Source organism: Salinicoccus halodurans, assembly GCF_900114445.1.
GTDB lineage: Bacteria > Bacillota > Bacilli > Staphylococcales > Salinicoccaceae > Salinicoccus > Salinicoccus halodurans.
This window is the reverse complement of the sequence record NZ_FOTB01000001.1, coordinates 609,973-633,401: the sequence shown is the minus strand read 5'-3', so window position 1 is coordinate 633,401 and position 23,429 is coordinate 609,973. Positions and strand designations below refer to the sequence as shown.

At 43.3% G+C, this 23,429-nt stretch carries 27 protein-coding genes; 5 read left to right on the top strand and 22 right to left on the bottom strand.

Annotation, left to right across the window (positions count from 1 at the left end; genetic code table 11):
- Positions 1-136: 136 nt before the first annotated feature.
- Positions 137-628 carry an immunoglobulin-like domain-containing protein gene (locus BM271_RS03175; RefSeq protein ID WP_046790185.1) on the bottom strand — a complete coding sequence of 164 codons (492 nt, stop codon included), beginning with the start codon at positions 626-628 and terminating at the stop codon, positions 137-139.
- Positions 629-771: 143 nt separating this feature from the next.
- The gene (locus BM271_RS03170) at positions 772-1,374 is read right to left on the bottom strand and encodes a superoxide dismutase (RefSeq protein ID WP_046790184.1); all 603 of its coding nucleotides are present in this window, start codon (positions 1,372-1,374) and stop codon (positions 772-774) included.
- 167 nt (positions 1,375-1,541) lie between these two features.
- Between BM271_RS03170 and BM271_RS03165 the strand changes: the two genes are divergently transcribed.
- Both BM271_RS03165 and ispG read left to right on the top strand, forming a co-directional pair.
- Positions 1,542-2,276 (top strand): DUF1189 family protein, encoded by a 735-nt coding sequence (locus tag BM271_RS03165; protein ID WP_046790183.1) that lies wholly within the window; start codon positions 1,542-1,544, stop codon positions 2,274-2,276.
- 88 nt (positions 2,277-2,364) lie between these two features.
- Positions 2,365-3,480 (top strand): flavodoxin-dependent (E)-4-hydroxy-3-methylbut-2-enyl-diphosphate synthase, encoded by a 1,116-nt coding sequence (gene ispG / locus BM271_RS03160; protein WP_046790182.1) that lies wholly within the window; start codon positions 2,365-2,367, stop codon positions 3,478-3,480.
- A gap of 119 nt (positions 3,481-3,599) precedes the next feature.
- Here ispG and BM271_RS03155 read toward each other — a convergent pair whose 3' ends face one another.
- From BM271_RS03155 to BM271_RS03135, 5 genes are all read right to left on the bottom strand, one after another.
- On the bottom strand, positions 3,600-4,013 hold the full coding sequence (locus tag BM271_RS03155) for a Fur family transcriptional regulator (RefSeq protein ID WP_046790181.1): 414 nt from the start codon (positions 4,011-4,013) through the stop codon (positions 3,600-3,602).
- Positions 3,982-4,839 carry a metal ABC transporter permease gene (locus BM271_RS03150; protein WP_046790180.1) on the bottom strand — a complete coding sequence of 286 codons (858 nt, stop codon included), beginning with the start codon at positions 4,837-4,839 and terminating at the stop codon, positions 3,982-3,984. Before BM271_RS03150 ends, BM271_RS03155 begins: the two co-directional genes overlap by 32 nt.
- The gene (locus tag BM271_RS03145) at positions 4,836-5,618 is read right to left on the bottom strand and encodes a metal ABC transporter ATP-binding protein (RefSeq protein WP_046790179.1); all 783 of its coding nucleotides are present in this window, start codon (positions 5,616-5,618) and stop codon (positions 4,836-4,838) included. The genes BM271_RS03150 and BM271_RS03145 overlap by 4 nt, the downstream gene beginning before the upstream one ends.
- Before the next feature lie 128 nt (positions 5,619-5,746).
- Positions 5,747-6,652, bottom strand: a complete 906-nt coding sequence (locus BM271_RS03140; protein WP_046790178.1) for a deoxyribonuclease IV — start codon at positions 6,650-6,652, stop codon at positions 5,747-5,749.
- A 14-nt stretch (positions 6,653-6,666) separates the two neighbouring features.
- Positions 6,667-7,980: a DEAD/DEAH box helicase gene (locus tag BM271_RS03135; RefSeq protein WP_046790177.1), complete on the bottom strand. Its 1,314-nt coding sequence runs from the start codon at positions 7,978-7,980 to the stop codon at positions 6,667-6,669.
- A gap of 145 nt (positions 7,981-8,125) precedes the next feature.
- Between BM271_RS03135 and BM271_RS03130 the strand changes: the two genes are divergently transcribed.
- Positions 8,126-9,088 carry a 4-hydroxy-3-methylbut-2-enyl diphosphate reductase gene (locus tag BM271_RS03130; protein WP_046790176.1) on the top strand — a complete coding sequence of 321 codons (963 nt, stop codon included), beginning with the start codon at positions 8,126-8,128 and terminating at the stop codon, positions 9,086-9,088.
- Between the two features lie 63 nt (positions 9,089-9,151).
- Here the strand turns inward: BM271_RS03130 and BM271_RS03125 are convergent, their stop codons facing one another.
- From BM271_RS03125 to ccpN, 7 genes are all read right to left on the bottom strand, one after another.
- A complete protein-coding gene (locus BM271_RS03125) occupies positions 9,152-10,225 on the bottom strand; it encodes a Nif3-like dinuclear metal center hexameric protein (protein ID WP_046790175.1) in 1,074 nt (357 codons plus the stop codon).
- A gap of 2 nt (positions 10,226-10,227) precedes the next feature.
- The gene (locus BM271_RS03120; protein WP_046790174.1) at positions 10,228-10,896 is read right to left on the bottom strand and encodes a tRNA (adenine(22)-N(1))-methyltransferase; all 669 of its coding nucleotides are present in this window, start codon (positions 10,894-10,896) and stop codon (positions 10,228-10,230) included.
- A 75-nt stretch (positions 10,897-10,971) separates the two neighbouring features.
- Positions 10,972-11,346 (bottom strand): c-type cytochrome, encoded by a 375-nt coding sequence (locus tag BM271_RS03115; RefSeq protein WP_046790173.1) that lies wholly within the window; start codon positions 11,344-11,346, stop codon positions 10,972-10,974.
- Positions 11,347-11,461: 115 nt separating this feature from the next.
- Positions 11,462-12,571, bottom strand: a complete 1,110-nt coding sequence (rpoD, locus tag BM271_RS03110; protein ID WP_046790172.1) for an RNA polymerase sigma factor RpoD — start codon at positions 12,569-12,571, stop codon at positions 11,462-11,464.
- Positions 12,572-12,599: 28 nt separating this feature from the next.
- Positions 12,600-14,351 carry a DNA primase gene (gene dnaG, locus BM271_RS03105; RefSeq protein ID WP_046790171.1) on the bottom strand — a complete coding sequence of 584 codons (1,752 nt, stop codon included), beginning with the start codon at positions 14,349-14,351 and terminating at the stop codon, positions 12,600-12,602.
- Between the two features lie 6 nt (positions 14,352-14,357).
- On the bottom strand, positions 14,358-15,182 hold the full coding sequence (locus BM271_RS03100) for a pyruvate, water dikinase regulatory protein (protein WP_046790170.1): 825 nt from the start codon (positions 15,180-15,182) through the stop codon (positions 14,358-14,360).
- 12 nt (positions 15,183-15,194) lie between these two features.
- Positions 15,195-15,812 (bottom strand): transcriptional regulator CcpN, encoded by a 618-nt coding sequence (gene ccpN, locus BM271_RS03095; RefSeq protein ID WP_046790169.1) that lies wholly within the window; start codon positions 15,810-15,812, stop codon positions 15,195-15,197.
- Between the two features lie 311 nt (positions 15,813-16,123).
- On the opposite strand from ccpN, the gene BM271_RS03090 reads away from it, so the two are divergent.
- Complete coding sequence (locus BM271_RS03090; RefSeq protein ID WP_046790168.1) at positions 16,124-17,500, top strand: glycine--tRNA ligase; 1,377 nt, start codon at positions 16,124-16,126, stop codon at positions 17,498-17,500.
- Positions 17,501-17,538: 38 nt separating this feature from the next.
- Here the strand turns inward: BM271_RS03090 and recO are convergent, their stop codons facing one another.
- From recO to BM271_RS03050, 8 genes are all read right to left on the bottom strand, one after another.
- Positions 17,539-18,282, bottom strand: a complete 744-nt coding sequence (recO, locus tag BM271_RS03085) for a DNA repair protein RecO (protein WP_046790167.1) — start codon at positions 18,280-18,282, stop codon at positions 17,539-17,541.
- An 8-nt stretch (positions 18,283-18,290) separates the two neighbouring features.
- Positions 18,291-19,196, bottom strand: a complete 906-nt coding sequence (gene era / locus BM271_RS03080) for a GTPase Era (protein WP_046790166.1) — start codon at positions 19,194-19,196, stop codon at positions 18,291-18,293.
- Positions 19,196-19,603 (bottom strand): cytidine deaminase, encoded by a 408-nt coding sequence (gene cdd, locus BM271_RS03075; protein ID WP_046790165.1) that lies wholly within the window; start codon positions 19,601-19,603, stop codon positions 19,196-19,198. The genes era and cdd overlap by 1 nt, the downstream gene beginning before the upstream one ends.
- Before the next feature lie 21 nt (positions 19,604-19,624).
- Positions 19,625-19,975: a diacylglycerol kinase family protein gene (locus tag BM271_RS03070; RefSeq protein ID WP_046790164.1), complete on the bottom strand. Its 351-nt coding sequence runs from the start codon at positions 19,973-19,975 to the stop codon at positions 19,625-19,627.
- A gap of 1 nt (position 19,976) precedes the next feature.
- On the bottom strand, positions 19,977-20,441 hold the full coding sequence (gene ybeY / locus BM271_RS03065) for an rRNA maturation RNase YbeY (protein ID WP_046790163.1): 465 nt from the start codon (positions 20,439-20,441) through the stop codon (positions 19,977-19,979).
- A gap of 1 nt (position 20,442) precedes the next feature.
- A complete protein-coding gene (locus BM271_RS03060; RefSeq protein ID WP_046790162.1) occupies positions 20,443-21,390 on the bottom strand; it encodes a PhoH family protein in 948 nt (315 codons plus the stop codon).
- A 95-nt stretch (positions 21,391-21,485) separates the two neighbouring features.
- A complete protein-coding gene (locus BM271_RS03055) occupies positions 21,486-21,836 on the bottom strand; it encodes a hypothetical protein (protein WP_046790161.1) in 351 nt (116 codons plus the stop codon).
- 40 nt (positions 21,837-21,876) lie between these two features.
- Positions 21,877-22,617 (bottom strand): SDR family NAD(P)-dependent oxidoreductase, encoded by a 741-nt coding sequence (locus BM271_RS03050; RefSeq protein ID WP_046790160.1) that lies wholly within the window; start codon positions 22,615-22,617, stop codon positions 21,877-21,879.
- A gap of 135 nt (positions 22,618-22,752) precedes the next feature.
- On the opposite strand from BM271_RS03050, the gene BM271_RS03045 reads away from it, so the two are divergent.
- On the top strand, positions 22,753-23,376 hold the full coding sequence (locus BM271_RS03045; protein ID WP_200795310.1) for a flavodoxin family protein: 624 nt from the start codon (positions 22,753-22,755) through the stop codon (positions 23,374-23,376).
- Positions 23,377-23,429: the final 53 nt, after the last annotated feature.

The following is a 23,429-nucleotide window of genomic DNA, read 5'->3' as shown; positions in this document are numbered from 1 at the left end:
TTTACAACTCAATCTGTAAAGCTATTCTATCATAAATCGAAGACGAAAATATTACAATTAAAATCTGTTTCGCCTATATTTATAATAGTAGTATCTTACCACCCTCCTTCACAACTGTATTGAAAACAAAACAGATTCATTTCTCGATTTGTCGATCAGTGATTTTAAAAGGCACGGCAACGGTCACAGTATAATTGAAATCTGAATGTACGAAAGTCTTCACCAGTCTGTATTCACCTGAGAAAAGCCGCAGGTCAAGTTTTTTCGGTGAATAGACCTGGTCAGCACCGTGGTCCGGCAGCATCATCCGTCCAGTATTTTTAAAATCGGGATACTTGGCGAAAACATTGTCTCTGTAGGGTACAATATGCCAAAAACCGTCCGATTTATATTCCAGCTGATAAAATGTGCCGTAATGATAGCTCTCACTTCCTCTGTTCACCAGTGAAATATTCATGTATTCCGGCTGCGTGTAAAAAGTATCTTCTTCCAATGTCATAGTGATTCCTTCAGAGTGGTCACCCAGCTTCTGATAAGGTACAGGTTCTGGCAGTACGACGGTGTCTGCAGGAACACTGCAGGATGAAAGCAAGAACCCCATCACAAGAACAGCAATTGCTTTTTTCATGCTCTGCTCCTCCTTCAGCCAATGACAGAATCATCGGCCTTTACTTATATTTTAAGTAAAGGACTGCAGAATAAAATTGACCGGGATCAATAAATTCATAAAAAAAGACGGGATCAGTATCCCGTCCAAAAAATTTCAATTGATTATTTTGCATTGCTGTAAAGTTCGTTGACTTTATCCCAGTTTACAACATTCCAGAATGCTTTGAGGTATTCCGGGCGTTTGTTCTGGTATTTCAAGTAGTAAGCGTGCTCCCAGACGTCAACGCCGAGGATTGGAGTCTTACCTTCAGATACAGGGTTGTCCTGGTTAGGAGTAGAAACGATTTCAAGTTCACCGTTGTTTACAACCAGCCATGCCCAGCCTGAACCAAAACGTGCTGCGCCTGCAGCTTCGAATTTCTCTTTGAATTCATCGATTGATCCGAATTTGGATTCGATTGCATCTTTGACTTCGCCGGATACTTCTTTTGCGTCCGGAGTGAGAAGTTTCCAGAATAGTGAGTGGTTCAAGTGACCGCCGCCGTTGTTTCTGACAGCAGTTTTCTTATCTTCTGGCACTGAATCCAGATTCTTAATGATCTCTTCAATTGATTTGCTTTCAAGGTCTGTACCCTGAACAGCATCATTCAGTTTAGTGACATAAGTGTTGTGGTGTTTAGAATGGTGGATTTCCATAGTTTCTTTGTCGAAATGTGGTTCCAACGCATCATAAGCATAAGGTAGTTCTGGTAGTTCAAAAGCCATAGTAAATTCCCCTCCAAATATTATTGATTACATACTAAATATATCAATTCGATGTTAAAATAACAAATGTATTGATTTATCTGTATTCTTTTCAGCCCTTTGTATGATTAAATTATTTATGGAAAGAATATATTTATACAAATAGTAAAAAAGGACAATGGATACCAATGAAATATCTCACTTTTTTTAAACGCATACTTACATTTGAGAAATATCCCTTATTCAGAACAGTGAACTTCAGACAGCTGCTTCTCAATATATTCATCATTTCACTCCTGGTTTCCCTGCCGAACATCATCACCCTTTTCCAGACGGTTCAGGCAGCATCGGGGATAGGTGATATTGAATCCGAGGTGCCGGATTTCGAAATTATAAACGGCGAATATGCCGGCCAGACGGGAACAGTCACCGCCGGGGGCAGAGAGATTTTATTCACAGAGGACCTGGAAACTGGAAATGTGGATGAAATTGGTGAGGATGTCTTTATAGGTTTTCTGAAAGACGGCATATATATAAAAGATGTACAGGATTCCGGCCTGGATTATTCCTATATCGGACAGGTCAATAATGATGAAGATTTGAAAACCTTCATTGATCAGCAAACTTCAAGTCTCTATTTCTATGTTATGGTCTACAGCGTCCTGTATCTTGCGCTCATCACGTTTTTTGCAGTTATTCTGATGTGGGCAGGGAATTATATACTTCATCTCGCGGCTGTTGCTGCTAAGAAAAAATCAAGGCTCATGAACTGGTTTAAAATATCATCGTTCATCACGGTCCTTATGCTTATCCCGATCATAGTCATCACCATTTTTTCAGGATTGAGCCTGTGGTGGCTGTATTTCCTGTCATTGCCGTTCTATTATCACTACTTCAGGAAACTTCCTGTGATGAAAACGTAATCTTGGATGCACTACATTTACATTTTTACAGAATATCTAGTATAATAGCATTTGATTCAGAGAATCATTAATTATGAGGAGTTTGGTTATGTCTCAAATTACACACCGTACTAAAACAAGACCGGTTAAAGTTGGCGATCTTACCATCGGCGGAGCCGATCAGATAATCATTCAGAGCATGACAACGACGAAAACTCATGATGTGGAAGCGACTGTAAATGAAATTCATCGGCTGGAAGAAGCAGGATGTCAGATCGTACGGGTAGCATGCCCGAAAGAGGAAGATGCCCTTGCGATTCCGGAAATAAAGAAACGCATAAATATTCCACTCGTCGTTGATATCCATTTTGATTACAAGCTGGCTTTACTCGCTGTTGAAGGCGGCGCAGATAAAATCCGTATCAACCCGGGCAACATTGGCCGCCGCGAAAAAGTGGAAGCTGTTGTTGAAGCCTGCAAAGCAAAAGGTATCCCGATCCGTATCGGAGTGAACGCGGGAAGTCTCGAAAAACATATCATCAAAAAATATGGTTACCCTACTGCAGATGGTATGGTGGAAAGTGCACTGCACCATATCAAAATTTTGGAAGAGCTTGATTTCCACGACATCATCGTCTCAATGAAAGCTTCAGATGTGAATCTTGCGATTGAAGCGTATGAGAAAGCAGCTGCAGCATTTGATTATCCACTGCATCTCGGCATTACAGAAAGTGGCACATTGTTTGCCGGAACTGTTAAGAGTGCAGCGGGCCTCGGCGCAATCATCTCGAGAGGTATCGGCAACACAATGAGGGTGTCACTTTCAGCAGACCCTGTTGAAGAAGTGAAAGTTGCGAAAGAAGTACTCAAGAGCTATGGTCTTGCAAGTAATGCAGCAACACTCATCGCCTGCCCTACATGCGGAAGGATTGAAATCGACCTGATTGCCATTGCCAATGAAGTTGAAGAATACATTTCTAATATAAAAGCACCACTGAAAGTCGCAGTACTCGGCTGTGCAGTAAACGGACCGGGTGAAGCAAGGGAAGCAGATATCGGAATTGCCGGTGCACGCGGCGAAGGACTTCTGTTCATGCACGGCAAAACTGTTCGTAAAGTACCGGAGGAAACAATGGTCGATGAGCTTAAGAAAGAAATCGATATTCTTGCTGAAGAACATTTTGAAAAAGAACGACAAGCGAAAGAAGAAGCAGCAAAATCATAGATATCGTATTTGGCTGCAGCCGCCGGGAAATTATACCGGTGGCATTTTTTTAATACTTGAATATAGACCGGAACAGTAAAGGGCAGCCTGTCATCTGTGTGACAGGCTGCCCTTTGAATTTATCTGCATGATTTGCACAGACCATAAAGTTCGACTTTGTGATTCGTAATCTCGACATCATTCAATTCATCTGCCCATGTATCGACTGGACAGTAATGAATTACTTTGGTATCACCGCAGCTGTTGCAGATGAAATGATGATGATGATGTGAGGTGCATGAAATTTTATACTGCATCTCTCCATCGAATGTTGTTTTCTCCAATACTTCAATATCATTCAATGTATATAAATTACGATAGATTGTATCATAACTGATGCCCGGGAACTCTTTATTCATCTTTTCCTGTACTTCCCTGGCGCTTAAATATCTTTCTTCATCCAAAAACAGATCGATCATTCTCATACGTTTATCTGTAATTTTAAGTTTTTTCTCTTTTAATTTATCCTTGTACTGATTCAGTTGTTGTGTCATTTTTACTCACTCCCATACGGTCAAGAAGAATTGTAACCAATAATATTAATATAGAAACAAGGACGATTGTGCCGCCGGGTGAAATATTAAGATAGAAGCTCAGGAAAAGGCCCGCAATTACTGATGCCTCGCCTAATATCACACTGAATATCATAAGCTGTCTGAAGCTCGAAGTTACCCGCATTGCCGAAGCAACCGGCAGTGTCATCAGAGCACTGACAAGCAGTATTCCAACAATTCTCATCGAGGCACTGATGACGAGTGCAACGACGATGATGAACATGAAATGAATCCACTTGCTGATATTCATTACGTTTGCATATTCTTCATCGAATGAAACCAACAGCATTTCCTTATAAAACAGATATATGAATGTGAGGACGATAACGCCGATTACTGCGATAAGTATCAGATCTGAAATACTCACAGCACTGATACTGCCGAAAAGATAACCGAACAAATCCTGGTTGAACCCATCTGCCAGTGAAAGGAACAATACACTGAGTGCGATGCCGAAGCTCATGATGATTGGAATCGCCAGTTCCTGGTAATGCTTATAGACTGTTCTGAGTCTCTCGATTCCGAGTGCACCTGCAACAGAGAACAGTATGCCTGTAATCAGAGGATTTATCGTTGTCCCGATCAGGGATGAAAGATAAACTCCGAAAGTGATGCCGCCCAGTGTGACATGGCTGAGTGCATCGGCAATAAGTGACAATCTGCGGATGACGATGAATGTTCCTATAAGTGGTGCAATAAGACCTACAATAAGTCCACTTATAAATGAGAACCTCATGAAGTCATATTCCATCAATGCCTGGATCAACTGCAGCACTCCCTTTCATGGTCATGGCTGACAAGCTGCAGCGGAAAACCGTAGATTTTGGACAATTCTGCTTCGCCCAGATTTTTGAATTCGTGATTTGTCCCATGGAAATGCAGATGTTCATTCAGACATGCGACTTCGTCGGCATGATCGACAACGACACCGATATCATGAGTCACGAGCAGGATGGTCACTGATTTTTCTTTCAGTGTCAGAAGGACATCATAAAATTCCTTGACATGTTTCGCATCAATGCCGACTGTCGGCTCATCCAACACCAGTATGCTCGGGTTGCTGATCAGTGCCCGTGCAATGAAAACACGCTGTGTCTGCCCACCGGATAAAAGAGAAATATTCTTCTCTTTGAGATCGCTTATATTCAACAGTTTCAATACATCATCCAACTTTTTTCCATCATTCCTGTTGAAACGTTTAAACAGACCTTTTTCTTTTGTCAGTCCGCTCAATACGACTTCTCTTACAGTTGCAGGGAATCCTTTTGAAAAACTGTTGGATTTCTGTGATACATAGCCTACTTCCTGCCAGGCATTGAAATTTCTAAGACTTTTACCATTTATGGAGATCTCACCTTTTTGTGGTTTGATGACACCCAGGATGAGCTTGATCAATGTCGTTTTTCCCGATCCATTTGGACCAACCAGTGCAACAAAATCACCTTTGTCTATTTTAAGGTTGATGTTTTTAAGAGCAGGGGTTGTTTCCATTTTATCTTTATAAGTGTAGGAGAGATTTTCTATCTCAAATATTGGGTGCTCCATTCCAATTGCTCCTTTAGTTTTAGTCATTACAATATAATACAGGAATCATTACGATTTGTAAATAGGAATCATTACGAAATAAAAGACTGCATCTCAAAAATGAGGTACAGTCTTTTATAATAATACTATTATACGAGATCTTTAATATCCGGATTGATCTGCTCTTTCAGATCAGGAATGAAACTGCCATTTCTGATCATTTCAATTTCATGTTTGTAAGGCGCATTCCTGTTCTTCTTATCCGGACCGACAAAAGGTGTCTCCAGTATTTTAGGAATATCCTTGAATTCCGGGTGGTTGATGACACGGGTCAAAGCATCAAAACCGATATGTCCGAAACCGATGTTTTCATGACGGTCTTTATGTGCACCACGTTCATTTTTGGAGTCATTAATATGGAGGACTTTGATTTTGTCAATGCCAATGGTCTTGTCGAATTCTTCGATGACGCCGTCGAAGTCATTTACGATATCGTATCCTCCATCGTGGACGTGACACGTATCGAAACATATGCTCAACCTGTCATTATTGGTTACACCATCGATTATTTTTGCAAGTTCATCGAATGTTCTCCCCACTTCTGAACCTTTGCCAGCCATCGTTTCAAGTGCAATCTGAACATCCTGTTTGGAAGACAGCACTTCATTCAGGCCTTCGATGATGGATTCGATTCCTCGTTCGGCACCTGTGCCGACATGGCTGCCAGGGTGCAGGACAATCTGTTTGGCGCCCAGATGCTCCGTCCGGATGATCTCTTCCTGCAGAAATTCCACCCCGTGCTCAAACACACCTTCACGTTCGGAATTTGCGATATTGATAATATATGGAGCGTGTACGACAATGTTCGAGATGCCGTGTTCCTCCATATGTTTTTTTCCTGCTTCGATATTTAGATCTTCTATCTTCTTTCTTCGGGTGTTTTGCGGCGCACCCGTATAGATCATAAATGTGTTGGCACCATAACTTTCTGCAGACATACTTGCTGCTTCCAGCATTTTTTTACCACTCATTGATACATGGGAACCTAAAAGCATCTTATTCATCCTTTTTATCTTTTTTTCTTATTTTTCATGGAATACTTTCTGCGCTCTTCCCTTTTCAAAGTATCCATTTCCGCTTTCATCTTTTTCTTATAGCCCGGCTTCACTTTACCAGTACGCTTCACTCTGTGTGAGAGTTTCGATTCGAGACCTGTCTCTTTTTTCTTTCTCGAAGCACGCTGGGTTCTCGATTTTATTTTAATGAACTCACCATGCTTGAAATCTTCATGGTTGAAGGCATATCCTTTATTCTCAATCAGATTGATGAGATGTTCTTCATCCGGGGTATACAGTGTGATCGCCGTTCCTTCATATTCGCCGCGGCCGACCCTCCCCACTCTGTGGGTGAAGAATTCGATTTCTTTCGGAATGTCATAGTTGATGACGTGCGAAGCACCGTCAATATCCAGACCTCTTGCCGCAAGGTCACTTGCGACTACCCATTCATATTCAAGTGCCCTGATCTTCTTGATTTCTTTTGCACGTTCACGTGGTTTGAGACCGCCATGGAAAAGACCGACGTATACCCCCGCGCTGTTCAGATGATCGAACAAGGCATCTGCTCGTTCACGGGAATTTGCAAAAATCAGACCGATGTAAGGCGTGACATGCTGTACGATATCCAGAACTTTATTCTGTTTTTCTTCTCCGCGGACCGGAACAAGACTGTAATGTATGGACGTCTTGTTTTTAGGCGTATCTATAATGATTGTTTCAACTTCCCCGATATATTTTTTCAGGAAAATACGCAGTGCCCCAGGGATGGTGGCAGAGAATACCAGAAGACTGACATCGTCACTCAGTGCTCTCGCTATTTCATCAATCTGTTCCAGGAATCCGAGATCGATCATCAGATCGGCCTCATCGATGACCACCCTGTCGGCCAGGTGGAGATCAAGTGCACCTGACTGCATCAGATCTTTGACTCTTGTTGGCGTACCGATTACAATATGAGGAGTTCTGCCGGCTTTTTGTTCATCCTTGGACAAGTCCGTACCGCCGATAAAGGCAGCTGTACGGATTTCGGGATAGGACTTCAGAAGATCCATCGTCATTTTATGAAGCTGTTTGGCAAGCTCCCTTGTTGGTGCAAGAATGACCGCCTGTGGATGGTCTTTTTCTGCATCCACTTTGTAAACGATCGGAAGCAGGAAGGCGTGTGACTTTCCACTTCCAGTCTCGGACTGGGCGACAACATTATCGCCTTTCAGGATTTTAGGGATTACCCGTTCCTGGATCAGTGTTGGATGTGTAAATTTTATTTCATCTATCGCTTCCATCATTTTATCGTCAAAGTTGAATCTTTTAAAAGCATTACTCATTGTTTCACCTGATTTCTATAAATAAACTCGACTTCAATTATAACCGAAATATGTCCGTGATGCTATTATTCATTAATCAGACCTCGAGATGATTTAAAAACATCCCGATATTGGTTATAATGCTATATAAGGAGGAATTCTTTCTATGGATATTATTAAAATTACCCCGCGCGGCTATTGTTACGGTGTGGTGGATGCCATGGTGATTGCACGAAATGCATCTATGGATAAGTCACTACCCCGACCGATATATATACTAGGCATGATTGTTCATAATAAACATGTGACAGATGCATTTGAAGAGGATGGTATCATCACACTGGATGGTCCCAACCGTCTGGAAATCCTGGAAAACATCAACGAGGGCACTGTAGTATTTACAGCCCACGGTGTTTCGCCCCAGGTCAAGGAAAGAGCGAAAGAAAAAGGGCTGACGTGCATTGACGCGACATGTCCGGATGTGGAAATCACACATGAACTGATCCGCGAGAAGACTGCCGATGACTACGATGTCATCTATATCGGCAAGAAAGGACATCCTGAACCGGAGGGTGCCGTAGGCGTCAATCCGGAAAGGGTTCATTTGGTTGAAACACTTGATGATGTCAAGGCACTTCCTCATGATATTGCAAACAAGAAACTTATTGTTACGAACCAGACCACCATGAGTCAGTGGGATGTAGGACATCTGATGGATCAGCTCAAACTTCAATTCCCGCATATAGAAGTGCATAAGGAGATCTGTCTTGCAACACAGGTCCGTCAGGAAGCAGTTGCTGAACAGGCACAGGAAGCAGAACTCCTTATCGTTGTCGGCGATCCTAAGAGTAACAACTCCAATCGCCTTACTCAGGTATCAAAGGAAATTGCCCATACAAATGCATACCGCATCAGTTCCCTGGATGAACTGAAGACCGAGTGGTTGGAAGGCATTGATTCTGTCGCCGTCACCGCGGGCGCATCAACGCCAACGCCGATTGTTCGCGAAGTTATTGAATATATTAAGAAATATGATAAAGAAAATGCAGAATCTCCTAAATCAACCGTACCGAAAAATAAAATTCTGCCAAAAATCAGGAATCCGAAACCAGTTAAGATTATGGAATAAAAAAATCTTCATAATATTGATCCCCGGCATTCAGAGCTGAAACTCTGAATGCCGGGGATTTTCTTATGAGAATGGATTAGTAGATATCTTAGCAGCCTCTACATTTATATCTATTTCTTCCGCTATTAATTTTTTCAATCCTTCAGCCATTGCAACTTCCATATAATGGCCCGTGTCGATGATATTCCTGTCTGCGAGTTTTGCGTCATAGGCTTCATGATATTTTACGTCACCTGTCAAAAGAACATCAGCTCCGGAGGCGAACGCCCCATCGATATAACTCATACCTGACCCGCCGATCACAGCTACTTTATTGATAGTTTCATCTGATCCTTTAACCACATTGACTACAGACAGCCCGGATTTTTCTTCGACCAGTGAAACGAGGTCATCCAGGGTTCCCTGATACTCAAATGAAACACCCAGACCTTTGTCACCCGGTTTATTTATTGAAAGGATGTCATATGCCGGTTCTTCGTAAGGATGGGAAGCGATCAGTGCTTCTATCACCTGTGTCTCTCGGGCAGCTTCGTATATGGCTTCTACTATATATTCCTCAACCTTTTCAAGCTCGCCACGGGCACCGATATGGGGATTTGCTCCGTCGCCTGGTCTGAATTGCCCGCTTACGGGGTATTCGAAGAAACACTCAGTATAATCTCCCTGCTCCCCGACTCCGGCTTCAGAGAGATCGCGCTTCAATTGTTCACGATTTTCAGCCGGAATATTGATTCTCAGTTTTTTGTAGTATTCCTGATGTCTGATTAATATTTCCGTGTTCTCAAACCCAAGCTGTTCAGCAATCATGTAGCTGACACCTTTTGGCTGATGATCCAGATTTGTGTGCATGGCGATCAGACTTATATCATTTTTGATCAGTTTGCGGATAATGGCACCCACACCTTCCTCTGTGACAGAGGAAACTTCAGGAAATATAAGAGGATGATGGGCCACGATGACATTCATACCCTTTTCGATTGCTTCATCGACTGTCCCGGGACCGCAATCAAGTGTTGTCAGAATCCCAGTCACTTCAGCGTTCATATCGCCGACCAGAAGTCCGGTATTGTCCCAGTCCTCACTGTCATTGAATGGGGCAATTTTGTCCAGAATACCAAGTAATGCTTTAACATCCATTTTTATAACACCTCTTCCAGCAAGTATATATTTTCACGGATTTCATTGATTTTTTCCTGATTTCCTGAATTGATTTCCAAGTTCGCGAGAATGCGTTTCTGATGCTCGAGTTCCCGTTCCAGTTTCTGTATAAACGCCTGCTCGCGTTTCTGCAGATTCACCGGACCGAACATCAATGTCTTTTCATCATAGAAAGCGTGCCCCGCTTCGGCAACGAGGATTTCGTAGAAATGCCGCCCATTTCTGATTACAGTCTCTTCTATTATTGAATATCCCAAATCCACAAGTGCCTTCCGCACTGGATATGAATATGTGTTGGGCTGAAGCACCAGTCTCGGCTTCCCCTTCACGTTTTTAAATCCGCTTTTCAGAATATCCGCAATCAAGGGTCCGCCCATGCCACATATCGTAATGGAATCAATGTCATCATCATGGTTCACGATTTCGAGTCCTGAACCGAATCTGGCTTCGATTCTATCCTTCAGTGCATGTGACTTTATATTTTCAACTGTGGAATCAAAAGGTCCCTTTACAACCTCACCGCAGATTGCATTTTGAACGATGTTATTTTTAATTGCATAAATAGGAAGATACGCATGGTCAGATCCAATATCCACCAGTGTTCCGCCCTTTATATATGCTGCTACTTTCGTCAGTCTCTCATCAAGCATCTAGAGTTCCTCCGTCGGGGATTTGTATGAATAAAAATAAAACCTCCACATCATATGCGGAGGTTTCTTTGTCAATTATTGACCTGCCATAAATTCGTAAAGTGCTGTCAGATCTTCGTCAGCGATCTGATCCTGGCTGAATGCGGGCATTGAGCCTTTACCATTTCTTACAGTTTCAGTGAACGTCGCTTCGTCAAGGCTTGTACCCGCCAATGCTGGTCCCATGCCGCCAGAGAAGTCCTGACCGTGACAGGAAGCACAGTTATCACGGGCGAAACCTTCAGCGTCGAAGTCACCGCTTGAAGCACCTTCTTCTCCTCCACCTTCTTCGGAAGCAGTTTGCTCTTCTTCTCCTTGATCAGAAGTCGCTCCTTGGGAAGAAAGGAGAAAAACGAGTCCTATACCCAGAAAAATAATAAGTATAAAAGGTATAACAGGATTTCGATTCATCTTTAATAACCCCCCTAATCTCTTTACATATACGTATTCACATATTTAATTGTATATCAAAACGCAGTAAAGTCAAAAGATTTTTTCAATAAAAATTACACTAGATTATTGAAAATCAATCCATGAAATCTTTGAGTCTCTTGCTTCTGCTTGGATGCCTCAATTTTCTCAGTGCTTTTGCCTCTATCTGCCTGATTCGCTCACGTGTGACACCGAAAACTTTGCCTACTTCTTCAAGAGTGCGGGTTCTTCCGTCATCAAGTCCGAATCTCAGACGCAGTACATTTTCTTCACGGTCGGTCAGAGTATCAAGCACATCTTCCAACTGTTCTTTCAGCAGTTCATAAGCGGCATGATCTGACGGACTCTGTGCCTCCTGGTCTTCAATGAAGTCACCCAGATGGCTGTCATCTTCTTCACCGATTGGTGTTTCGAGTGATACCGGCTCCTGGGCAATTTTAAGGATTTCCCTGACTTTTTCAGCAGGCAGGTCCATTTCCTCTCCTATTTCTTCTGGAATCGGTTCACGACCAAGATCCTGAAGCAGCTGGCGCTGCACACGGATCAATTTGTTGATCGTTTCTACCATATGCACAGGGATGCGGATTGTCCTTGCCTGGTCGGCAATCGCTCTCGTAATCGCCTGCCTGATCCACCATGTCGCGTAAGTGGAAAATTTGAAACCTTTGGAGAAGTCGAATTTTTCCACGGCTTTGATCAGCCCCATGTTACCTTCCTGGATGAGGTCCAAAAACAGCATGCCGCGCCCTACATAACGCTTGGCGATACTCACCACCAGGCGCAGGTTTGCTTCCGCAAGACGGCTTTTGGCAACTTCATCCCCTTGTTCTATCTTCTTGGCAAGTTCAATTTCTTCCTGCGCACTCAGCAGATCGACTCTGCCTATTTCCTTCAGGTACATCCTTACAGGGTCATTGATTTTGACACCGGGCGGTGCGCTCATATCATGGAGGTTAAGTTTTTCATCAGTATCTGTAGCATCTTTTTCGTTTATGAGTTGGATATCATTTTCGTTCAATTCGTCGAAGAACTCGTCCATAGCATCAGCATCCAGCTCGAAGCTTGAAAGTTTATCAGCTATCTCTTCATGGGAAAGGTGTCCTTGACTCTTACCTCTCTCCAGTAAAAAGTTTTTAACTTGTTCAACGGAAGTGAACAGTTCGACATCTTTAGTTTCAGTTGTTTGTTCTTTCTTCTCTGCCATTAAAAGCCCTCCTAGTAAGACTTTACGCTCACCTTTTGTAACGAATGTTTAAATCGTTCAACTTCTGTGCCAACCTTGCTTGAAGTTCAATGTCGTTGTCATTTTCTGCTTCCTGAAGCTGCATATAAAGGGACTGTTTTTCTTTCTCACTATTCCTAATACCACTTAGGTCCTCGAGATAATCATTGATTTCTTCCCTTGTAATGTCATCATGGATCAGCATATTATCAAGTTCAACGACAGTACTGAATAATCCTCCCTCTATATATTGGCTAAATGAGGATATATCAAATACATCTTGGTTGTCAAAATATGCGCACAACCCTTTAAATATAACATAATAATCAGGCGTGGTTAATACTTCTTCATCAATATCATCTTCAAATTCTTTAAACAATTCACGATCCTTGATCATCGCGCGTAAAAAGTATCTTTCTTTACGCTCACGGAGCGGCAGCTGTCTGATTACGCCGGTATTTGCTGCATTGCCAGTGGAATTCTTATTTACAGCGGGGACCTTGTTTTCAATCGATTTTTTATCTATTTTATAAGCACTAGAAATGTGCTGCAGCAATTTCTCCCTGGTCACTTCATCTTTGACAAATTTCAGCTGTTCAGCAAGGGAATTCAGATTGGTCGAAAATGCCATATCGTTATTCAGGCTCTCTTCAAGCAATTGGTCAGCTTTAAAATGAATATAATGTTTCCTTTCATTTTTTACGAGTGTTTCAAATGCTTCCGTCCCCCGGGTTTCAATATATTCGTCGGGGTCCAATCCTTTTGGTATCGAGATTACATAAACATTCGCACCGGATTTGAGCAATTGCTCACCAAGTGTCATCTGGGCGCTCTGGCCGGCCTCATCCCCGTCGAACATGAAAGTGATGTTTGATGCCAGGCGGTTGAGTGTATGGATGTTCTCTCCGCTCAGTGCAGTTCCCATCAGCCCGACAATATTCTGGACATCCGTCATCTTTACTTTCACGACATCAAGGTGGCCTTCCATCAGAATGACTTCGTCTTTTTTGCGGATGTCTTTTCTGGCATCACTTAAATTATATAAAAGCTGTCGTTTTTGGAAGATTGGTGTTTCAGGGGTGTTCAGATACTTTGGTTCCCTGCCGTCAAGGCTTCTGGCCGTATATCCGACAATATAGCCCTGATGGTTGCGTATGGGGATCATGATTCTGCCGCTGAATCTGTCATAATATGAGAAGTTCTCTTCATTTCTTGAAATCAGTCCTGCCTGATAGGCAAGCTCCATGGAATAACCTTTTTCAGACAGGGCGTTTTTTGTGAAATCACGCATATCGGGGGCAATGCCGATTTTTTCTTTCCGTATGATGTCGGCGGAAAAACCTCTGTCCGTCAAATAATCCAAAGCCTGCTGACCTTCATTGGTATGCATCAGAATATGATGATACAGGTCAGTCAGATATTCATGCATGCGGATCAGCTGCATGTCACTGTCCGGCGCACCGGCTTCGTCCGCTTCTATTTCAATGCCGAGAGGCTTCCCGAGAAGTCTCACGGACTCAGTGAATGTCTTGTTCTCAACTTCCATATAGAACTGGAATACATTGCCGCCCTTCTTACACCCGAAACAATGACAGATCTGCTTATCTGGACTTACTGTGAATGACGGTGTCTTTTCATCATGAAACGGGCAGAGACCGACATAATTCCGGCCCCGTTTTTCCAGTTTTATATAACTGGAAACCAGTTCAGTAATGTCGGTCCCATTTTTAACTGCTTCTACTGTCTCTTCAGAGATTCGCAAGTCTCATCATCCCTTAACATCTATTCGGCCATCGACGTATTTCATGATTTCATTCGCTGTTTCTTCAATGGCCATTTCCGATACGTCAATTACAGGACAGCCTATTTTTGAAATGATTTTATTAAAGTAGTCCAGCTCTTCCTGGATTCTTTTATCATTTGCATAGCTTGCTGTGTCTTTCAGTCCGAGCTGCGTCAGACGTTCTTTCCTGATCTTATTCAATGTCTGCGGATTGATTTTCAATCCGACACATTTTTTTGGATCTACACCAAAGAGCTCTTTGGGAGGAACGACTTCCGGCACCAATGGTACGTTCATCACCTTGTATTTTTTTAGCGCAAGGAACTGGGACAATGGCGTTTTCGATGTCCTGGATACGCCGATAAGGACGATATCCGCCTTGTCCAGGCCGCCGGCATCTTTGCCGTCATCATATTTTACGGCAAATTCAATAGCTTCAATTTTCTTGAAGTAATCTTCATCCAGCTTATGGACACGTCCCGGTTCATAGTATGGCTGTTCTTCTGTTTTGCCTTCCAGGACGTTCATCAATGGTCCCATGATATCCACAGAAGGGATCTCTTCGCTTTTCAATTCCTTTTGTATATACTTGCGGAGATCCGGTGTAATGATGGTGAAGACTACAATTGCATTCTTACTTTTCGCAAGATCGACTACATCATCCACATGTTCCTCTGTTTCTATATAAGGATACCTGATCAGTACTTCACCTGATTCATCAATATTGAACTGTGAAAGGCAGGCCTTTGCGACCAGCTCTCCCGTTTCACCGACAGAATCAGAGGCGACAATCACTTTCAACTTAGACATTCAAACACTTCCTTATTCCATGAGATTGACAAATACACGTGCAATATTCGTTTTGGTTATTCTTCCTATTACGCGTTCCACGCCATCATGATTTTCAACAACAGGCAGCGAATCGATCTGCTTTTCAATCAGCTGATTTGCCGCATATATCAATAGATCATTTGGATAACAAATAGTGATACTCGGTTTACGGGTCATGATGACACTGACCGGTGTTTTCTCTATATCATTGCCGCCCATCGTTCCTCTTAAAAGGTCTTTTCTGGATATGACACCGGCCAGGCCATTATCTTCATCTATCGCATACAGCGTCCCCACGTCTTCCAAAAACATCTTGACGATCGCTTCATAAATGGATGTATCTTTCTTGATTAAAATAGGGACGCTCTGTACATCACTGACAATGATATTTCTTATTTTGGAACTCATTACTTCTTCAGACTCTTTTCCAGTATAAAAATACCCCACCCTCGGTCTTGCGTCAAGATAGCCTGACATCGTAAGTATAGCCAGGTCAGGGCGCAGTGTGGCTCTAGTCAGAGATAGTTGCTCTGCAATTTTACTTCCGGTGATCGGTCCGTGCTGCTTCACAATTTTAAGTATTTTTTCTTGTCTCTCGTTCAATTCCATGCCATCACTCCCAACAAACTAATTATAATACATTCATGGCAATAAAGAAATATAAGCAAATGTTTGCAGAACAATCAAACTCCGGCTATAATGATACTGAAGCGAGTTAAGGATGGTGTGAGCTTAACATATTAATTGGCGTAGATGATGGATAAAACAACCTATTATATAAAAGCGGAGTGTATACACTAATTGGGGTGGAACCGCGGGCTACGCTCGTCCCCGGATGACAATCGTCTATTGTTGTCCGGGGACTTTTTGTGTTTTTCTCCATACAACATTAACTCAATATTTAAAAGGAGCCGATTCAAATGGAAATGGATACAATTGTCAATTTAGCTAAAACCAGGGGATTTGTATTCCCAGGTAGTGAAATCTATGGCGGTCTTGCCAACACATGGGACTACGGTCCACTGGGTGTGGAACTTAAAAGTAATGTCAAACATGCATGGTGGAAAAAATTCATCCAGGAATCACCGTACAACGTTGGTCTTGATGCTGCAATACTGATGAACCCTAAAACGTGGGAAGCATCCGGGCACCTGGGTAACTTCAACGATCCGATGATTGACTGTAAAGAATGTAAATCACGTCACAGAGCGGATAAGATCATCGAAGACGTAATGCAGAAAGAAGATGATACTTTTGTCGCTGACGGTTTGAGCTTTGAAGAAATGAAACGCCTCATCGATGATCGTGACATCCGATGCCCGAACTGCGGCGCTCACAATTACACTGATATCCGCCAGTTCAACCTGATGTTCAAAACATTCCAGGGGGTTACAGAGTCATCAACAAACGAACTGTACCTGCGACCGGAAACAGCACAGGGCATTTTCGTCAACTATAAAAATGCACAGCGCACAATGCGTAAAAAGCTGCCTTTCGGCATCGGCCAGGTCGGTAAATCATTCCGTAACGAAATCACGCCGGGTAATTTTACATTCAGAACCCGTGAATTCGACCAGATGGAACTTGAGTTCTTCTGTAAACCGGGCACCGAGATCGAATGGCAGAATTACTGGAAAGATTTTGCTGAGAAATGGCTTGCGGACCTGCACATGAAAACTGAAAACACAAGATTTCGGGATCATGATGAAGACGAGCTGAGCCACTACTCCAATGCAACAACAGACATCGAGTATAAATTCCCGTTCGGCTGGGGTGAACTTTGGGGCATCGCAAGCCGTACAGACTATGACCTCCGCCAGCATATGGAGCATTCCGGTGAAGATTTCAGATATCACGACCAGGAGACCGGTGAAAAATATATTCCATACTGCATCGAGCCTTCACTCGGGCTCGACCGGGTAACACTCGCATTCCTGTGCGATGCCTATGAAGAGGAAACACTTGAAAACGGCGAATCCCGTACTGTTCTGCGTTTCCATCCGCAGCTCGCACCATTCAAAGCTGCAGTACTTCCGCTTTCCAAGAAGCTCAGTGATGAAGCGATTAAAGTCTACGAAAAGATTGCCGGTGATTTCAACGTCGAATTCGATGAATCACAATCCATCGGAAAGCGTTACAGAAGACAGGATGAAATCGGCACACCTTACTGCATCACTTTCGACTTCGATTCCCTCGAGGACAACAAAGTGACAATCCGTGACCGCGACACTATGGAACAGACACGCGTCGACATTGATGAAGTGAACAGTTTCCTCAAAGAAAAAATGAATTATTAAGAAGCTAAAAGCGTGAGTCCCTAAGGACCCACGCTTTTTTAATAGGATTGCAGCAGTTTTCGTGATTTAAAATAAACACCGGTGTATTCATCATAGATCAGTTCAACGAATTTCAACAGACTTCCGGCGTTCTCTTCAGAAATTTTTATAGAATCCACATTGGTGACTGCCACATGCTTCATATATCCTGCCAGATAGAGCACACGATTCGTTACCGGTACAGAACGCGCACCGGTTTCATCATTCATACAGGCGCTGCAAATCACACTGTGATACTTGAAAGAATAATTAAAGAAGTTCCTGTTGTTTTTGGAACCGCATACCGCACACTCGGTAACATTCAATTCGCCGCCGTAATACGGCAGCATCTTAATCGCACAGAAAGCGACGACACCGGCAGGCTGACTGCCCTCTTCCATAAGTTTCAATGATTTGATCAGCAGTCTGTAGAAACTGTCATGGAGCACATCTTCCTCGAGTGCCCTGATGACGAGCTCCATGACGTAGGAAGCATGACTGTATATGTCGAAATCCGCATTCACCTTTTTGAAGGGCTGGACCTCATCCACTTCATTCAATGTCCCCATTCCTTTAAACCGCGTATACGTAAACAGGAATTCCTTTATACCCTGACGCAAAACGATGAATGGACTGTTGGGTTTGTTGAAGCCGCGGACCATCAAAGGAACCTGGCCGCCCTCTTCTGTCAATATAGTGATGATCCGGCTCGACTCACTGTAGTTCGTCTGCCGGATCATCACGCCTTTCTGCTGATATATCATTGTTTTATCTAATACTCCTCGTCTTTATAACCAAGTGAACGGATGAACTGTGTTTTATTGCGCCAGTCTTTCTGCACCTTGACCCAGACTTCCAGAAAGACTTTGCTGCCCAGCAGATTTTCAATATCCACCCTGGCCAGTTTGCCTATTTCCTTCAGCATTTTTCCATTCTTGCCGATGACCATGCCTTTTTGTGAATTCCGTTCTACATATATGGTTGCACTGACATGGATGGTTCCTCTTTCGTCGGCCTTCATCTTATCGATTTCAACGCCGATGGCATGCGGAATTTCCTGGCTCGTCAAATGGAGCGCTTTCTCACGGATGAGCTCACTCACAATAAAATGTTCGGGATGGTCAGTGACTCTGTCAGCGGGGTAGTACATCGGGCCCTCAGGCAGATATCCTTCAATCACTTCGAGCAGCTTATCGATGTTATTTCCCTGCAATGCTGAAATCGGCACAATATCGCTGAAATCAAGCTTATCCTTGTATACTTCTATTTGCTGGATCAGCTTGTCCGGATGCACCAGATCGATTTTGTTCATCACCAGAACAATTGGTGTTTTTGTATTTTGAAGCATATCAATGATAAATTCATCACCGCGTCCGATTTCCTCAGAAACATTCACCAGGAATAAAATGACTTCCGTTTCACGCAGCGTATTCCTGGCAACTTTCATCATATGCTCCCCAAGCTGGTGCTTGGGTTTGTGTATACCGGGGGTATCGATGAAGATCATTTGTGAATCATCGGTCGTATAGACACCCTGTATCTTATTCCTTGTCGTCTGTGGCTTGTCGGACATGATTGCTATTTTCTGTCCGAGCACTTTATTCATAAATGTGGATTTCCCTACATTCGGTCTCCCGATGATGCTGACAAATCCGGATTTGAATTCCTGTTCACTCATTAATCAAAATCCTTTCCTGAGAAGCCAAGCGGCAGCAATTCATCCACTGTACGCTTGATTATTTTCCCCGTTTTGCAGGTCATATAGACAGGCATATCATCGGAACAGAGTTCCTTCATTACCTGGCGGCATGTCCCGCAGGGGCTTGAGGGTTCATCGGCATCCGTTACAATAACGATGGCTTTGAACCTGGTTATGTTATTCGAATATGCACTGACAAGCGCACTTCTTTCAGCGCATATAGTCGCCGGATAAGCAGCGTTTTCAATATTTGCACCATAGATGTATTCATCATCCTCAGTGATTAAAAGTGCACCTACGTTGAAGTTCGAATAAGGTGTATATGCCCTTGACTGGGCAGTACGCACTTCTTTGATCCACTCTTCCTTAAAAATTCCATCGTTCATATTTTTCTCTCCATTCTCCGGCTAAAATATATATGGGATAAATATTATCAATCCAATAACCGCTGCATAAATGCAGGCGAGCAGAACAGCTGCCGCAGAAACATCCTTTGCCGCTTTGGCATATTCATGAAAATCTTCCGTCACCAAATCGACCGTATATTCCACACCGGTATTCATGACTTCAGTGATAAGCACAGCAAAGATCGCACTGATGATAAACAGCCATTCCACTTTTTCAAGGTTAAAAAACAGTCCAAGCAAAATTACCAGGACTGTAACCATCATGTGGGAGAGAACATGCATATCTTTCTTCAACATGGTTTCGAGCCCCATGAAAGCGAATTTGAAACGCCTGAATAATCGGTTAATCATATTATACCTCTCTGGAGACCCCAAAAGCATCTAAAATTTCATCCTGCAGGGTATTCATCTCACGTTCGTCTTCATCTTCCATGTGGTCATAGCCCAACAGATGAAGAAACCCGTGCAGAGTCAGGAATAAAAGTTCGCGTCTGTATGAGTGCCCGTATTCAGATGCCTGCTCTCCGGCCCTCTTAGTGCAGACTATGATATCCCCCAATGTGCGGAGTGCATCTTCATGGATCAGGTTGTCTTCTTCATCTTCAAGGGCAAAACTGATGACATCCGTCACCTGATCCCTGTCGCGGTAATTCCTGTTGATTTCCCGGATCTCCTCTTCGCCCACAAATGAAATGCTGACTTCGGCATCCTGTTCCTGTTTCAAATAATCATAGGCAAAACTGAGAAGCTTTTGGATTTCCTCCTGCTGGCCACTGTCAGTATGATTTTCGTCATCAATGAAGTCTGTTGTAATCATATTATTGCTCCTTCTCATATGCTTTAATGATTTTCGATACAAGTGGATGACGCACAACGTCAGATTCATCCATCTTATTGATTGCTATGCCTCTTACATTACTTAGCAGTTTAACAGATTCGACAAGGCCGCTCTTTGTGGAACCCGGGAGGTCGATCTGTGTTTCGTCGCCCGTTACGACCATTTTTGAACCGAATCCAAGACGTGTCAGAAACATCTTCATCTGCATTTCCGTCGTGTTCTGGGCTTCATCAAGGATGACAAAGGCTTCGTTCAAAGTACGACCGCGCATGTATGCAAGAGGTGCAACCTCTATCACACCACGCTCAATCAGCCGGTCTGTCTGCTCTACTCCAAGGACAGTATGAAGACCATCATATAATGGACGCAGATAAGGATCCACTTTTTCCTTCAGGTCACCGGGCAGAAAGCCCAGGTTTTCACCCGCTTCGACTGCAGGGCGTGTCAGCACGATACGTTTCACATCGTTTTCACGCAGCATCTGGCAGGCAAAAACGACTGCGAGAAACGTCTTGCCTGTACCGGCGGGACCGATGCCGAATGTCAGGTCATTCTTTTTAATATTTTCAATATAGAGCCTCTGCCCCGTAGTTTTCGCACGGATGCCTTTCCCTTTGGTGTCCCGTGCTATTTCTTCATTATAGAGATCGGCAAGGTACTCGATTGTACCCTTTCTGGCCATCATTGCAGCAGACTGGACATCGCGAAGGTTGACCTTCATCCCCCGCTGAATGATTTTTAAAAGATTGATCAGAACATCCTCTGCAAGCTCGACATTGTCATCATCATCACCGCTCACGGTAATCTCATTTCCGAGCGTATGGATCGTGACGCCGAACTCCTCCTCAAGGTAAGTAATATGCTGATCGTTGGCACCGATAAGTGCCTGTGCCTCTTCAAGGCTGTCTATACTAATAATATTAGGCATTCATAAACCCCTTTTTCTTAGTCTCTTTCAATCTAAATTTACCACTAAGCCCCAGTCACTGCAATGAATTACTACAATGAAAAAGTAACAAAAGGTTATACTTCAGCATCTTTTTTGAAAACATTTATGCGGATGATTTCATTTTTTCCAGCACTTTTAAAAGTCATGAAAACACCCGCTGCAACCGGTGCTCTGTCTGTGAAATAGACAGTGCATTCGAAACCGGCATCCCTGCCATGGGTGATGACACTTTGCACGATGATTTTCTCAATGTTCTGCGGCATTTCAGGAATGCCCACATCTTCTGCAAAAGCATCGGCCAGAAATCGTTTATCCTTTTCGGCTGCCGCTGCCAGAGTTTTGACGATAAAAAACTTTCTCGGTGCATTACCGCACCCTCCAGGGTACTCCATTACAATACCATTCGCTGTTTTTAAAGTTTGCATAAGACTCCTGCTTTCTCAATATATTATTATCAGTATACCCCTATCTGCCTACCGTCCATCCGCCGTCCATCTTGATTGACGCACCCTGTACATAATCAGATTCCTCAGATGCTAAAAACACAGCAATCGAAGCGACTTCTTCAGGTTTGCCCGCCCTTTGCGCCGGTATATCTTTCAATCGTTCTTCATTCACGCCTTCAACCATTGGAGTCGTTATAAAACCAGGTGCTATTAAATTGGCTTTAATCCCTTTACTGCCGAAATCGTAGGTCAGCTGTTTAGTGAATCCTTCAATGGCATGTTTACTTGTTACATATGAGGAACCGCCGGCACCGGCTACGAAAGTAGACTGGGATCCTATATTTATAATTGTCCCTTTACCTTTTTCCAGCATGACCGGGAGTACCTCCCTCGCTGCAAGAAACGGCCCTTTTACGTTGACTTCCATCAGTTTGTCATACATCTCTTCATCAGTTTCTACGGCATTTTGATAACTGTCGTGGATGCCTGCACCATTATATAGGATATCTATCGTCCCGAATTCCTCTATCATCTTGCTAAAGCCTTTCTTCAGGTCTTCTGCTTTTGTCGTGTCTATGCGGATAAAAATGGCTTTGCCGTCATTCTCTTCTATTTCATCCACAATCCGCTTCCCGTCTGTCTCCTTCCTTCCAGCTACGGCAACTTTTGCTCCTTCATCGGCAAATGCTCTGGCAACAGCTTCACCTATGCCTGAAGTACCACCGATTATCAATGCCATCTTGTTCTCTAATCTTCCCATCTGTATAACTCCTTTCAAATCTTTAACTATAATCTCTACCCGTTTTCCTGCTGATTATTTAATTGCTCAATAGTTTCGTCCATCCGGTACCGGGGAACAGATTGAATGAATCAAAAATAATGAGAGGAGTTTTTAATGATGGCTTTGAAAGCATTGTATCTGAACACTTCTTTAAAACACGGTGATCAGGAGTCCAACACGGAAGCGTTGATGAAAAAGTCCATTGAGATCCTTGAAAATGAAGGTGTCGAAACCGAGCTCTTAAGAGTTTCCGACTACAATATCAAAATCGGAATGAGTGCAGACATGGGCGAAGGCGACCAATGGCCGATGATATTTGATAAAATCGTTAATTCGGATATCATCGTGATGGGTACGCCGATCTGGAACGGCCATAAGAGCAGCGTGGCGACGCTCGTCATGGAAAGAATCTATGCCCAGAGCGGTGAAACTGCCGAAAACGGCCAGTCCAAATATTACAACAAAGTCTTCGGTACGGTTGTAACCGGCAATGAGGATGGCGCCAAGGAAGCGGGGGGATCAATCCTTTCCCGGATGGCCAACCTTGGTTTTACCATTCCGCCGAATAACCTTGCCTACTGGGTAGGAGAAGCCGGTCCCGGACCTTCCTATATAAAAGCAGGACAGGACAGTGACTTTACTAAGAAACAGACGGAAATGCTCAGTTATAACCTCATCCACCTGGCACGGATCTTGAAGAACAATCCAATTCCGGCCATCGGGAATACTTTAAAATAGTATGACTGTACTTACCAGATAATCGTTCTATAAAAGCATTGATCAAACATGGA